Below are 14343 nucleotides of genomic sequence, written 5' to 3' on the forward strand. Positions count from 1 at the left end.
AAAATTCGAAAAAAGCGGCTCTTTTAAAATCGAGAAGCAACAAAGAATCGACTGAATACAAAAATTGAAAAAAGAAAAAGGTTAGTTGAGGTTTACTGTGGCTATTTCTGCGAGGTTGCTTAAACTGTTGAGCTTTACTTGGCTGTTGGAGACGGTGTAGAGTGTGTTGTCGATGTAGAGAGCTCTGGTTATCCACTGGTTTTGTGTATTCCAGTATTCGCTGTAGTTTCTGATTTGACCTTGGCTGTTGAGCAGTGAAGAGTCTATGTGGGTTACGGTGCCCTTGAGTGTAAAGCCGTTTAAGGTGACAGTGAACACGTAGGCGCCTTGCCAAACAGTTTGACCATACGCTGAGTCACCATAAGCTTGTCTGTCTGATTCGCTGACTACTGCTAAGCTCACTGGGATTACCAGCAAACCGCTGTTTTGGTCGAAGAGGAACGCTTTAGGTTCGTAGAGGGCTTCGGAGTCTGTGCCGCGGTCGCCGATGCCATAGTACGACAGTTGTACGGGGTTGTTTACGTTTCCGACATCAAAGAGCGCCAATTTTAAGCCTTGATAATACGCAAAGTTGCCTTCATTTGCTGCTACCGCTTCTTTGCCAACGCCGATTAAATGTGTCTCATCGAAGGGATGTAGATAGTCGGAGTAGCCGGGGATTTTGAGTTCACCTAAAACCGTTGGGTTAGTGGGTTGACTGAGGTCAATGACGAATAAGGGGTCGATTTGCTGGAAAGTGACGAGGTAACATTTGTCGCCCATAAAACGCACCGCGTGTAAGTTTTCGTTGGGTGCTAAGCCTTCCAGTTTACCCGTAACGGCTAGATCGGTGTTGAGGACGTAGATGTTGTTCATTTGGCTATCTTGCCCATACCAGTTGGTTGCTACACGGAAGTATCCGTTGTATTCGTCCATAGAGTACTGGTTTAGCAGGTTTCCAGGAACACTGCCCTGTGCCTGAAGTGAGAGGTTTAAGCCGTTTATGCTTACACGGTAGATTGCAGTGTAGGAACCTGCGGAGTTATCCCAGTTGGGGTAGGTTATGTAGATGTTGCGGGGTGAAACGTACATTGTGCTTGCGCCCCCCATCAGGACAGTCATGTTAGTTGGAGTTGCAGCGTCGTTTGCGATGTCTATGCCGTAGAAGCTTGTGAAGGTGTAGCTTGTGTCGTTCATGTCGGCGTAGTAAATCGTTGTTGGTGAGGCTTTGTAGCTAACTTGGTCGTCGTAAACTGCTGGAAGGGTTACTAAGTCGTTGTAAACTACTGCGGGTTGGCTGATGACTGCATAGACGTTGTCGCCGATCATTCGGGAGTTAAAGTAACTGCCACTCATAGTTAGGTTCCGAGTTAAAGCGGGAGCAGCTTTGTTTGAAACGTCATAAACGTATATGAATGTGTAGACATCGCTGTTGTAGTAGGGCATAATGCGTGGCGCCGAATCTTCTGCTATGCCCAATACACCGTAGTATGTTTGGTATTTGCTGGCTATTACAACCAGTTTGTTGCCGTCAGTGCTGAGGAATAAGCCTGCGGCTTGGGTGTTGTTGTCCATGCTTATTTTGGATACCACTTTGGCGTTCTGTGGGTTAGCATCTAAAATGTAGACGGTGTTGCTGTATCCAGAGTTGTAAGTGTCGTAGTAGTAATAGTTGTTCTGTTTAGAGGATATGGTGTAGATGTAGCTGCCGTCCGTTTTCACGGTATCGGCCTCATCAACACCGCTGACTTGAATGTTTGTGGTCGAGTACCCTTTGCTGCCCGCTCCAGAAGAGGATTCTTGAACTGTAGATGTATCACCGAAAGTTCCTTGGGTCACAGGACTTGGCGCTGAAATAGTAGCCCTATCCCCAAAAAACTTGTTATCTAAAGGCCCGCCAACATAATTTGAACCCTGCGAGTTGCTGTTTAGATAGTTAACGATGTCAGCCATCGACTCGAAGGTTCTCATGCCAGACGCTGAGGGGGCTTGGTCGGGGAAAATGATGGGCGTAGCTCCGAAAACGTAAACTACAGAGATAAGCATTATAGCTGAAAGTACTGCTGCTGATGCGTAGATGCGTGTTTTTTTTGTGACTTCTTTTTGAACCATATACCTGTTTCTCCTGTGATACCATATGTATGATTTTATTTTATGCTAAGCATGCGAACATACTGTTCTAACATTTAGAATGGTCTCATACCCCAAACTCGATAAGCTTCATACCAGAAAATACCACAAACAATGGCGCCAAATAAGATGATGAAGAGGTTGTCGCGGGTGAAACTGTGAACCATAAGCGCCAAATACAAGCCATAAAACAGGGTTGAAAACAGCGCATAGAAGAAGTATCTTGGAAACAGCATTTTTCCAAGCTTAACATAATGCCTCAAAACCCCAATTTTAACTTCGCCCACAAGTACGTAGTGTCCGCCGACTTCTTGCTTTTCAACCAAACCCAACTCCCGTAGTTGTTCGAGATGGTGGAATGCGATGCTTGGGCTACTGAAGTGCAGTGCCCTCTGAACTTCGCGGACGCCGACTGGGTTGCCGTTCTTTAGGAGGAACCAGTATACTTTCCATGCTTTGCCACGTAAGGCGTACTCTAACTCTGTTTCGTTGCTCCCGTTCAAGCAGTGTGCCCCTGCACACATATCGAAGCATGAGACATATAAGTCCAAGCATTAGAACAGCATGCTTTGCGAGCGTTTCTGTAAAAATCATGTACCATTTTTAGTTGTTCAGTTTATGGCGGTTTTTGCAGCATCAGTTACATTGCAGGAAAATTTTTTATACTTTAAGTCTGGCAATTCTCTGTAAGGTAAAGAAAATGCTAAGCGCTCCAGCAAAATTAGCCATAATCGCTACAGTAGCCATAGCTGTAATTGCCTCCGCTTATGTGGCAAATCTATCTTTGAATTCTTCCGTAGACCCTAATCTTGCCACTCCAACGCCAAGCGCGGCCGTTTCGGCGAATCCTTCTGCAAGCAAAACGCCTTCACCCTCTCAACACAACGAATCAGCGATTATTACGTTCACTGTAACGCCGACCATAACCAGTTATGAATCCTACTGGAATGACTCCAAAAAGCTACTACAGACCACGTTCTGCGTGAATGCACAAATAACTTGGGACAAAAACCAAGCCCCCTACGTAAGGTACTATGAAATAACGCCTCATTTTAACGGCAACACTCAGCCAACCCAGAATGTGTGGGGCGGCACTGCAGAATTTCGAGAATGGGGCATTAAACCTTGGGCAACGCTATCAAAATCCAACTGGGTAGAGAACGAAGTTTACTATTTAGGTCCTGGCTCCATAGATTACCCAGACCCAAGTCACTTTGTGGGAATATACGATAATAACATTGAGTGGAAAAACCAAGGATTACATGGTGTGGTTATTGGGAGTATGACTACTACTTACGATTGGGTTTTTGATGATGCCGGCGCTACTACGGGGGATTTGGCAAAAACAGAGCAAGCAATGCTTGAATTTGCTCAGAGTTACTTCAAAGGCTGGACATTCACAGTGAAGCCAGTGAGCTAACTCTTTTGCCTTCTCTTTTAGAAAGCGCTAATGTCCTGAGTGTGTGAAGAGGATACGCATGCCGCATTTGGGGCATTGATGGAAAATGAGTCTTCCGTTTTTGTCACAAACAGGCTTCATTTCAACGTAGCAGTCAGGGCATAAACGCGGGGTATTCATAGCTTCTCCTTAGAGATAGCGGTGTTTTGCAGATATAACCGTTACCCAAAGCTGGCTTACCCAAGTAGTAGCCAAACAGTAGCCGCTCGTTGCGCAGTCATGATTAGGCTTGGTTGCCATAATATCTATTAATGCTACGCTATTATTTTCCTTAGGTAACTGCTTTTTTGCGAGGTCTCCTTTTGCTTGGTTTTTTGCCTTTTTGGAATTCTTTGAAAAAAGCGTTCCTTGTACTAAGCATCACAATCTTGATCCTGTCATGTTTACCGCTGTTTACTCTTCCAAAATTCGCCGCAGCAGACACCACGCCAATTTTCTCAGACGACTTTGAAACTGGCAACCTTAACGCATGGACGGGCACGAGCTCGTATAGGTCCGGTGTAACTTCAACGATCCAAAGCAGCCTTGTCAACGGCGGTTCTTATGCAATGAAAATTGCTGTCGCTGACGACACAGGCGAAGCGGGGGTTTGCGTTTACAAAAATTTGGGAGGCACTTACACAGCAATCAACGCCAGAATTTACATGCAGTTAAGCGCCAAACCAGCAAACGGCGCGACTCTGGAAGTCTTTGGTTTTTCCAGTGACGGTTGGTTGCCTAACGCAGTTGGAACACGGATAGACATAGTTAACAACGATGGAATGCTGCAGTGGCGGCTCAACTATTACAATGGCGGGTGGCAGAGTGCGTATGCTGGGCAAGTCAGTTTGAACACTTGGTATTGCGTAGAAACTAAACTGGTAATAAACGCCGGTTCGGGTGAAAGTCGCCTCTACGTTGACGGCATCGAGTTAATCAGTAAAACGTCTTTATCGAATACGGCTCCTGGTGCGTCTGTAAGGTATTTTTCTTTGGGCATAGACGATGAAAAGGGGAGCAACACATTCAACGCATTCTTTGACTCTGTGGTAGTATCAAGTGTCTATATTGGACCTGAACCGACGCCAACGCCATCTCCAACCGCGACGCCTACACCGACTCCCAGCCCATCGCCCACACCAACACCAACTCCAACTACAACACCAACGCCGACCCCAAGCCCTTCCCCATCGCTTTCACCTACGCCAAGTCCGACTCCAACCCCCACGCTGACTCCTACGCCCTCCCCCACTCCACCACCAACGGCAACTCCAACTCCCTCTCCAACGCCTACACAAACCGCAACTCCGACCCCAACGCCATCACCAACTCCAACACCATCACCCACGCCTAGCCCAACCCCTACTTCCACGCCAACACCAAGCCCAACGCCAACCTTAACACCCTCTCCGACGCCCCTGACATACCTTTTCAGCGACGGATTTGAAAGCGGAAACACAAACGCATGGTCAGGAACAGCGACGGTTGCAACAGGTGTTACCTCGAGTGTACAGTCCACCACGGCGTACAACGGCACATATGCCCTAAAAATTGCAGTCGATGACGGCGCCAGAGAAAGCGGCAGATGGCTATACCGAGACCTAGGCGGAACCTACAGTACTGTTGATGCCAGAGTGTATGTGCGCCTCAGCGCTAAGCCAAATATTGGGTCTACTTTTGAGGTTTTTGGATTCTGCAGTGGTGGCTGGATGCCAAACGCAGTCGGAACAAGAGTTGACATCCAAAACATCAATGGGACAGTTCAGTGGAGATTGAACTACCTAAACGGCGGCTGGCAAGAAGCGGTTGTGGGAGCTGTTAACTTAGAAACATGGTACTGCGTCGAAGTTAGGTTGGTGATGGGTAGCGGCAATGGGGAAACCCGCCTCTACGTCAACGGCAATGAATTGGTCGCCAAAACGGGCTTAACAAACACTGCAGCAGGAAGCACCGTGCGCTACTTCGCACTGGGTGTTGACGACGAAGTAGGCAGTAACAGTCTAAACGTTTTCCTCGACGACGCTGCAGTAGCTCAAGGCTACATCGGACAGATAACGCCTTCACCCACGCCAACACCAACGCCGACCCCGACCGCAACGCCTACTCCAACGGCAACGCCAACCCTTACTCCAAGCCCTACACCTTTACCTTCAGCCACTCCAACCCCAACACCTAAACCCACCACAACACCAACCCCCACACCGACGCCGCAACCTACCACCACACCAACCACCCCGCCGACAGACAAAGAAACCACCGTATCGAAGCAGATTCAGGCAAGCTGGATAAGCAGCAGCGGCACCGTCTATGCAGGCGTAAGTAGCACACTTTACAAAAGTTACGATCGTGGGGTTACTTGGCAGCCACTCATCACCTTCAACAGCTCCACCAATCCCGTCCGAATAAGTTTGGTGTATGTTAACCAGTTGGGTTACGTTTTTGCGGTGCCCAACACGGATGCTATTGGAAGCTCGTTGGGTGTTTGGCGGAGTGTTGATGGCGGCGTGTCATGGAAAAGGGTGTTGACGATGGGAACGGGGTGTACGTCGATTTCTATGACGGAGAACGCAGCGGGCGTCTTGTACTTGGGAATTTACACGACAGGGTTAACAGGCAACGCAAGCATCTGTAAAAGCGTTGACGGAGGCGCCCACTGGGAAACAGTTTACTACGACTCTGAGGCGCGCCACGTGCACTGTGTTACGGCGGATTTGGCGAACGGCTACGTTTATGCCACTGTTGGTGACCAACGGGTTTGGCCATGGTACAATTCATACGTCATTCGCTCGACTGATGGCGGGGCAAGTTGGAAGCAGATTTTGAGTTTGCCGCAAATGTTAGCCGTGATGGCAGTGGATAGCGTAGCAGCGGATGGATCTTTGGTGCCTTCAGCGCGGTTGTTTGCAACAGACTACGATAACGGATTGATTTACCGCACAGTGGACGACGCCAACTTCAACGTGGTCTTGAACACTGGAACGCAATGTTACGGTTTCTGGATACGCCAGAACAGCTTAAACGGCAACATCTATGCCAGTTTCGTCGCAGGTGAACACCCTGAAACGTGGATGGCGGCGATTTATGTGAGCAGCAACGGCGGATTAGCGTGGACGCCGTTTCACACTAACAGCGTTCACACGGCGTATTTCGGGTCGGATTCAGCAAGCAACTTCCAAAACGGGTACTTATACTATGATTTGCAACTCGACAGCGGTTGGCAACTCGGCAGACAAATCTACCCCAGCTGGAATGAAGCAACAGCAGGATTAAATTCATTGGCGGTTTTAGGTTGGACAGCGTTGGCTTGGGGCGGTTTGCTATCGTGGGCGACGTCGTTTTTGCTTGTACGTAAAATTGTAGTGCCAAAAAAAGGGATGCATTTACAGATAAAGAAAAAGAAAAGATGGAGAAATAAGGCTAAGTTTGGGTTTTGCTTGCCGTGCCAGGCATTCCCGGTGGTAGGTCGGGGAAGTTTGCGCTGACGCGTTGTTCTGCTACGGTTGCTGCTTCGGCAAGGATTTTTGAGGCGTCCTCGTTGACGTTTTCAAAGTTCAGTGACATGCCGCTTGAAGTGCCTGCTTCAAACATTAGTCCGCTTAGCATGTTGCCTATGTCGCATAATTCACCTTCAGCTTCAGGCAGTACACCACCTATTCCTGAGCTTACACTGCGTAGAACACCGATGCATGGTCCAAGCATTGCACATACGTCGCCCAATTCGGAGACGGTTTTGATTCTGAGTGAAACTTGGTCAAGTGCCAGGCGTGCGTTCATGATGAGTCGGCTCATTTTGCGTATTTCAGCCAGTTCAGTTGCGTAGATGTTAGCGTGGGCCTGGTCGTGGTTGGTGTAGGCTGCGACGAGTTTGGCGAAGAGTGCTTTGTCTTTTTGTGTGAACCGTTCGTTGGCTTGGTCTAGCTTGTTTATTTGCATGTCAAGTTTTCGAACAGCGAAGTCTAAGCGTGGTTTTAGCGGGGGTTCAGGTTGTACGGTTTGTTTTATTGTGTTTATGAAAGTGTCGTCCTCTTTTTTTGCTTCCCATTTTTTTGCAAATCGTTCAGACATGTAAACATCCTCTTGATAGGCGATACATCGGTTTGGGCTTTTATTTGTTGCTAACATGGAGGTATATACGTTAGAGTTTTTTGACCAAAGTTGTGCCCCAAAAAGTGGCTAAACACATCAACTACCTGCAGAATCGTGTTTTGGTTCTGTTTTGTTGAGGGTTTATGTACGGATTGCTTCCTGGTTGGGGATTGCGCCATAAGTATTGTGTGGTTTATCTGATGACCCCAAATATGTAAGCCAACAAACCGAACAGAAACAGTAGTAGAACCATTTTCTTAATTTTACGTGCCTTCTCCCGTGAAGGTTCACGTAACAAAATCACTGAACACACAATCAACCCTACATCGGTGACTAAAACAAACGGTATAAACCAGAAACCAACCAACCCCAAAAACCACGTCAGAGGTGTTAGGGCAACCGCTGTCAAGTAGAAAGCCACCGCAGCCACGGCAGCCTTCCTCTCTCCGAATCGTACCGCCAAAGTTTTTACCCCTTCTGCGCGGTCACCTTTCGTGTCAACTATGCCCTTGGTGATTTCTCGTCCAGTGTTCGACAGGAAAGCCATAAGCGCAAACAGCAAAACATTGAGTTGCAGCGAACCTGTGACTGCTATGCTTCCGTAGATGAAGGGGATGGCGACGCATGTGCTGACTAAAAAGTTGCCCGGTAACCCACTTCTTTTTCCAACAGTTACATAGGTTACGGTTATAATCCAAGAGGCGACCGCGACAAACAGACACAGCAAACTGGTAAAATAGGCGAAAACTAAGCCAACAGCAGTCAACAATAAAACAAACATCAACGCAGCTTTTGGGCTGATTAAACCGCTTGGTATGGGTCGGGTTGGCTCGTTTACGGCGTCAATAGCTCGGTCGTAGTAGTCGTTGATGACCATGGCGGCGGCGCAGAGCAGAAACCCTGTGAAAAAACCGTAAACAATGTAGAGCCAGTTCGGCATGGGCAGAGACGCCGCGAGTAATGCGCCTACGAAGACTGCGAAGCCCATCATTGCGCAGTTTACTGGACGCATTAAGCGTATGTAGCCGCGGAGTTTGTTCATGCACATAACCGTTTGGTATCCTATGTTGGGGGAGGTTGGTTATAAAAATTCATTTTTTCCGCAACGATTTTATTATTCATAATTAATTTAGCATTGAGTTAACATGAGTAACGATGTCCCTCCATCAAAAATTAAGAAGCAACGAGTAGTCAGGGCACTGTTACTTGCTGCAGGCACCATCTGTGTTGTGCTGGGTGCAATCGGCATCTTTTTGCCAATTCTGCCTACAACGCCGTTTCTTTTGCTCGCAGCCGCATGCTACCTCCGCAGTTCCGAGCGGATGCATAAATGGTTGCTGGGTAACCGATGGTTTGGCGAATACATCAAAAACTATCAAGCAGGCAGAGGTATACCGATGAAAACCAAGATTGTCGCCATAAGTGTGTTGTGGCTGGCTATTCTGTTTTCGATGTTTTTTATGGTTAGCGAGATTTTAATCGCGCAAATTGTACTGTTCGGTATCGCAGTGGGGGTTACTGTGCATTTAGTTAGGTTGCCCACGTTTAAGAAGCAACTTTAAAAGGCTTTGGGCGTAGAGGCAACTAATGAGAAACGTTAAAAGCATTAACTGACCCTATCAACATAGCATCTTATTTGGTGAAGCCCGTGAGTGACAACTACGCCCCATTAGTAGGTGATAATTATTCCCCTGACAAAATCCGCGTCATCATCCCCGTCGGCGGAAAAGCCACAAGACTTTTGCCCTTAACCGCTGAGACCAGCAAAGCCTGCCTGCGCCTGCTAAATCGCCCACTGGTTGAATTTTCGCTTTTGTCTTTGGCAAGTCAGGGAATTAGGAACTTTATCTTCGGCGTAAAAGGCTACACCAACTACCGTGACCTCACAGACTACTTTGAATCGGGTTACGGCGTCTCCGCGAAATACTGCATAAAACCCCGCATACACATCAAATATCAACCCAACGTTCCAGACCTTGGAAGCGCTGATTCTGCCCGCATAAATATGGATTACTATGAACTCAACAACCCCATCTTTGCGGTACAGGGCGACAACATATTTGACATAAAAGTCAAACAACTCCTTGACTTCCATAAAGAAAAAGAAGCTTGCTTAACCATCGTGCTTCGTGAAGTAGAGAATGTGGAAGGTTTAGGAATAGCAGACATCGGCAAAGACGGATGCATAAACAAATTCGTCGAAAAACCAGCCCCAAAAGACGCACCAAGCAACCTCGCCAACACAGGGTTGTATGTTTTGTCGCCTGAGGTTCGAAAAATTTTCCAAGAAGACGGAGTAAAAAAGATAATCAAAGAAAAGAACCGCCTTGACTTCGGGTACGATTTTATCCCTTACGTTATCTCGACTGGTCGGCGAGTCTATGGTTACACGCTTAAAGGCAGCTGGTTTGATGTCGGCACCCCCAAAAACTACTTAGAAGCCATGAAAAACCTTTTGCACGGCGGCTTCTCAACGTTAAACGATTTCGGCGGCAGACTAAGTCAAAACGAACAGATATGGGTTCAGGGCGACAGTACAGACTCGGAGAAGCGACGCCAAGAAACCATCTGCAAAATTAAACAGAAAAAGATCGAGGTGGAAGGCGCGGTTCTGATTGGTCGACACTGCCAAATCGAAGATGGCGCTCGAATCGCCAACAGTTGCATCGACAACTTTACACGTATAGGCAAAAACGTTGTGATCAAGAACTCAGCTATAATGGATAGAGTAATCATCGGCGACAACGCGGAAATCTATGACAGCATCATAGGCAGACACGTGGTTGTGAATTCAAGCTGCAATAAACCCACTAAAATCAGCGGTGTAAGCGTAATAGCAGACGACGTTACCCTTGAAGAAGGCTGCTCACTTGTTACCACAAAAGTTTACCCACACCAGCAGATAAGAGGCGAATTCCAAAACCAAACAATAATCGCCAACTAACAGCGCTTAGAAGGGTGCATCTCCGATTACTGTTTGGGTGCCGTGCTCAAAGTAAAGTGACTCTTTCTCAGCAGGCATTTTTCCCTTGTACTTATTGAACAGCGCCATCGCTATGACAGCGTATGGGCAAGTCACGTCTTTGGTGTTTGCCAACTTGTGCACTTTTCCCGCGAAAACGCATCCTTCAACCCGAAGAACATATTGGTTTTCGTCCTGCTCTTGAAGGCTGAGGGAATGCACAATTTTGCCGTTCTTTAAAAATTCCTCAAGTTTAGCTATGGCTTCCTCAAAGCTTTGGCTGTTAGCGAGCTGTAGTTTTCCTTGAGCTTCTATACGAAGCAGAAATTCTAGCGTTGACTGCAAAACGTAGTTGCTGCCGCGTGATCCATGGTAGAGTCTTTGTGCTCGCTGATAGGAAAAAAGCAGGTCATGGTAGAGTGTACCTATGTCTAGGATGCTGTTGATTTCAGCCAAGTCAATCCCACATAACTAGTGAGGCGGAGTTTTGTTAAAAGAATTGTGAATCTCAACTACAGCTTAAGCTTTAAACCACTTAAACATCAAATACTTAATTTGCTTCGAAGCCAAATCGGGCACGGCGATTATGAAACGTTTACGAACCGTCGTGGCTAACCGCCCATTCTTAACTATTTCAGTGGCGGAGATTTCTGAACCCGCCTTCTTGACCGTCACCATATAAGGCGCATGCTCCACTCCGGGACCATACTTGTAGACGGCAAAGTCGCAACCAAACTTTATGCCCGGTGTAACGATTAAACCGCTATCACGGAGGTCACGGTAAACGGCGTATTTCTCTTCAAATTCGTCGTAGAGTTGTTTGGCTTTGGTTCGCAGTTTTTTGAGACCAACTTTAGTTTGATTGGCGCTTTCGTAGATGTCGATTTTTTCTGTTTCCGCTAAGTAGAGCCCTTCCATGAGATCCAAAACCAGAGGCACATCGAATTCGGGGATTTTTGGTTTAGGGATGCCGACGGGTTTGCCGTAGTAAGCGGTTTTGTAGAGTTGAGAGCCCTCGGCTGGGTTCCAGACTACCAGAAAGTTTTCGAGGAGTTCAACTTGGATTTTAGACATACCTTAGCCTGCTACATTATCATTGAGACCATGCGGGCTGCGTCTGCTGCGTCCTCAGCTTTGTCCGCCGAGTTTTCCAGCAACTGCAACACGTCGCGGAGTAGCAGCAAAACGGGTGTGTCAAGTTTACTGGATAAGACTTTGATTGTAAGGGCACGGTATTGATCGTCGACTATGCGTTCAGCGATTTCTACATCTTTGGCGCGTTCCAGAGTTTTCTGGGAGCCATAGTTGAGCACCATAAGGGTTTCACGTAGCTTAAGCGTGGCGTCCAAGGTTGCTAAGCTGAGTTTTAGGAGGTCTTTTTTTATGTCTGAGGGGATTGTCCAGTTGTGCTCCATGATTTCAAGCAGGTAGTAGGCGATGCCTTCGCTGAAGTCGGCGATTTCGCTTGAGAGGTTGGTGAATCTGAGAAAGTCTTCGCGGGCGTAGAGTATGGCGCCGATTTCTGCTAGTTCTTGGCTGACCATGCGGCGGGCTTTGATGACTTCTTCTTCGCCTGCTTTGATTTCTGTGAATAGTTTGCGGACTGAGGCTTTGTCTCCGCTGGCGAAGAACTCAACCAGTTGCGGGATTTTCCTTGAGACATCGACTACTTTACGTAGGTTATCTTGACAAGCGTTGAGCGCACGCCGCTTCACGCGCTCTTCTGTTTCTGAAGGTAGTACCATACTGTTTATCCCCTGTTATAATCTGCCCTGTTTTTCAATCAAATTAACACTGTGTTTATTAAAAAAGGTAGCTACTTAACCTTTATTGATTCACCTAAGCTTTCGAAGTTGATTTTGCCCTCAAAGTACTGATGAAGCAGTTTTGGCAACTCTGCGATTGCGGTTCGGACTTGCTGCCAACTGTCGCGGTCGCGGATGGTGACTGTGCCGTCGCTTAGGGTGTCGTAGTCTATGGTTATGCCGAGTTGTATGCCTGCTTCGTCTGCACGCGCGTAGCGTCTGCCGATGGAGCCTGTTTCGTCGTATTCCGTCATGAAGCCTTCACATGCGAGGAGTTTTTGCACTTCTTTGGCTTTGGTGTCCATGCCGTCTTTGCTCATCAACGGGTAAACGCCAACTTGGATTGGCGCAATGCTTCTTGGGAAACTCAGAACGACACGGTCGTCTTTTACACCGTAAGCATATTCAAGTGCAACGTAGAATAGGCGGTCGCAGCCAAAACTGGGCTCCACCACATGAGGCACAAAGCGTTTGCCTCGCACGGTGGTTTTCTGTTTGCCTATTTCAACTTGTTCTTTAAAGATTTGGTAGCCTTCAACTAGGATACTGCCGTCTTTTTCCATGGCTTCCGCCACCTGCTGGGCGGGGAGTTTGGCAAGTGCAGCGGCGGCTTTGGCTGCTTCGCCCTTGTAGACTGGACCAAGCTTGGCCATAAGCGGTTTAACTACCAATTCCTCGGTTTCTACGGGGTTGGGGAATTCTTTGTAGACGGTCATGTCGACGCCGCTTGCTTTCATGTGGCAAGTTAAGTCATAATCCGTGCGGTAAGCGTGCCCGCTGACTTCCACCCAGCCCCAACGGTCAACCATCACTTCTTGGTCGAAGCTCTGAGTGCTGTAGTGGGCTTTTTCCCACGTCAATTTTTCGAGAAAACGCTGTTTGCTTGCGGGTACGCCCAGCTCGGTTAGGAGGCGTTTGGCTTGCGCCATAAAGTATGCTTGCCACTCGTTTTTGATGACACCTTTGTCAAGTGCTTCTCGCACAGTAAAGTTGGTTACGTCTTCGCATTCTTTAAGCCGCGTATCGCAAAGAAGAATCGGCAAAACCTCGTTTTCCACCTCAGCAAGCCTTTCACATGCAGGCTCTTCAGGGTCAAAGAAAAACTCCAAATCCGCAATGGTGAATTCTCTGAGGCGAATCAAGCCTTGACGGGGAGAGATTTCGTTGCGCAGGGCTTTGCCGATGGTTATGCAGCCAAAAGGTAAACGTTCGCGGGCGACGTTGTAGAGGCGGTTGAATTCAACGAATATGTTCTGGGCTGCTTCGGGTCTACCGTAACCGACTGAGCCGCTGTATGGGCCGATGGTGGTTTCGAACATGGTTAAGTAGCGTGTGGGGTCGCCGAATTTGCCTTTGCAGTCGGGACAGATGACTTCGTGGCGTTCGAGTTCGACTTTGATTTCGTCGAGGCTCATTTTTTCTGCTTCAGCGCTGCTAATGCCCTTTTCTTCGAGGAGATGGTCAGCCCGGAAGCGGGTGTGGCATTTTTGGCATTCCACCATTGGTTCCTTGAAGTGCGCCACGTGACCTGAAGCTTCAAAGACTTTGCCGGGGGCAATGACTGAGGACTCCATCTCGTAGATGCCGATTTTTTTAACCACAAGTTCCCTCAGTTTTGCTTCTACGTTCTGTTTTAGGCGTGCGCCGAGTGGGCCGTATGTGACAAAGCCGCCGCTTCCGCCGTAGATTTCGAAACTGGGCCAGAAGAAGCCTCGGCGTTTGGCGAGTTCGTTGACTGCTACGAACTTGTCGCATTCTGTTTTGCTGCATTTAGCTTCGCTGCTCAAAGATCATTACCTGTTTTATCCCTTTAGATGGCATTAACAATTAAAACGTTACCATGCCCAATTGATTTACTGATTTATGGACGATTGTTTTCTTTTAAATAGTTGCTAAAAGAAACTACGCTAACACATCATCTAGCGGCGCTTGATTGGCAACGC

At 47.7% G+C, this 14343-nt stretch carries 13 protein-coding genes; 4 read left to right on the top strand and 9 right to left on the bottom strand.

All coding sequences use genetic code 11. The features are described 5' to 3' along the window. Positions 1–81: 81 nt before the first annotated feature. Together NWE96_03020 and NWE96_03025 are read right to left on the bottom strand one after the other, a co-directional pair. A complete protein-coding gene (locus NWE96_03020) occupies positions 82–2091 on the bottom strand; it encodes a beta-propeller domain-containing protein (protein MCW3982949.1) in 2010 nt (669 codons plus the stop codon). Between the two features lie 74 nt (positions 2092–2165). Continuing rightward, a complete protein-coding gene (locus tag NWE96_03025; protein MCW3982950.1) occupies positions 2166–2612 on the bottom strand; it encodes a hypothetical protein in 447 nt (148 codons plus the stop codon). A gap of 197 nt (positions 2613–2809) precedes the next feature. On the opposite strand from NWE96_03025, the gene NWE96_03030 reads away from it, so the two are divergent. Continuing rightward, on the top strand, positions 2810–3529 hold the full coding sequence (locus NWE96_03030) for a hypothetical protein (GenBank protein ID MCW3982951.1): 720 nt from the start codon (positions 2810–2812) through the stop codon (positions 3527–3529). Between the two features lie 27 nt (positions 3530–3556). Here the strand turns inward: NWE96_03030 and NWE96_03035 are convergent, their stop codons facing one another. Further along, positions 3557–3688 carry a 60S ribosomal export protein NMD3 gene (locus NWE96_03035; GenBank protein MCW3982952.1) on the bottom strand — a complete coding sequence of 44 codons (132 nt, stop codon included), beginning with the start codon at positions 3686–3688 and terminating at the stop codon, positions 3557–3559. A 212-nt stretch (positions 3689–3900) separates the two neighbouring features. Here NWE96_03035 and NWE96_03040 point away from each other — a divergent pair, with 212 nt between their 5' ends. Further along, the gene (locus NWE96_03040) at positions 3901–7029 is read left to right on the top strand and encodes a hypothetical protein (GenBank protein ID MCW3982953.1); all 3129 of its coding nucleotides are present in this window, start codon (positions 3901–3903) and stop codon (positions 7027–7029) included. Here the strand turns inward: NWE96_03040 and NWE96_03045 are convergent. Then, the gene (locus NWE96_03045; protein MCW3982954.1) at positions 6965–7612 is read right to left on the bottom strand and encodes a Snf7 family protein; all 648 of its coding nucleotides are present in this window, start codon (positions 7610–7612) and stop codon (positions 6965–6967) included. The genes NWE96_03040 and NWE96_03045 overlap by 65 nt on opposite strands. Positions 7613–7826: 214 nt before the next feature. Beyond that, on the bottom strand, positions 7827–8675 hold the full coding sequence (locus NWE96_03050; protein MCW3982955.1) for a geranylgeranylglycerol-phosphate geranylgeranyltransferase: 849 nt from the start codon (positions 8673–8675) through the stop codon (positions 7827–7829). A 103-nt stretch (positions 8676–8778) separates the two neighbouring features. On the opposite strand from NWE96_03050, the gene NWE96_03055 reads away from it, so the two are divergent. Together NWE96_03055 and NWE96_03060 are read left to right on the top strand one after the other, a co-directional pair. Continuing rightward, positions 8779–9195, top strand: a complete 417-nt coding sequence (locus NWE96_03055; protein ID MCW3982956.1) for a YbaN family protein — start codon at positions 8779–8781, stop codon at positions 9193–9195. Positions 9196–9281: 86 nt separating this feature from the next. Continuing rightward, positions 9282–10577: an NDP-sugar synthase gene (locus NWE96_03060; protein ID MCW3982957.1), complete on the top strand. Its 1296-nt coding sequence runs from the start codon at positions 9282–9284 to the stop codon at positions 10575–10577. A gap of 6 nt (positions 10578–10583) precedes the next feature. Here the strand turns inward: NWE96_03060 and NWE96_03065 are convergent, their stop codons facing one another. The 4 genes from NWE96_03065 to glyS form a co-directional block, all read right to left on the bottom strand. Then, the gene (locus NWE96_03065; protein ID MCW3982958.1) at positions 10584–11051 is read right to left on the bottom strand and encodes a hypothetical protein; all 468 of its coding nucleotides are present in this window, start codon (positions 11049–11051) and stop codon (positions 10584–10586) included. Between the two features lie 63 nt (positions 11052–11114). After that, the gene (gene endA / locus NWE96_03070; GenBank protein ID MCW3982959.1) at positions 11115–11660 is read right to left on the bottom strand and encodes a tRNA-intron lyase; all 546 of its coding nucleotides are present in this window, start codon (positions 11658–11660) and stop codon (positions 11115–11117) included. Between the two features lie 20 nt (positions 11661–11680). Then, complete coding sequence (locus NWE96_03075) at positions 11681–12340, bottom strand: DUF47 domain-containing protein (GenBank protein MCW3982960.1); 660 nt, start codon at positions 12338–12340, stop codon at positions 11681–11683. A 71-nt stretch (positions 12341–12411) separates the two neighbouring features. Continuing rightward, complete coding sequence (gene glyS, locus NWE96_03080) at positions 12412–14187, bottom strand: glycine--tRNA ligase (protein MCW3982961.1); 1776 nt, start codon at positions 14185–14187, stop codon at positions 12412–12414. Between the last annotated feature and the right edge of the window lie 156 nt (positions 14188–14343).

Source organism: Candidatus Bathyarchaeota archaeon (genome assembly GCA_026014685.1).
In the GTDB taxonomy this organism is placed as follows: Archaea; Thermoproteota; Bathyarchaeia; order Bathyarchaeales; family Bathycorpusculaceae; genus Bathycorpusculum.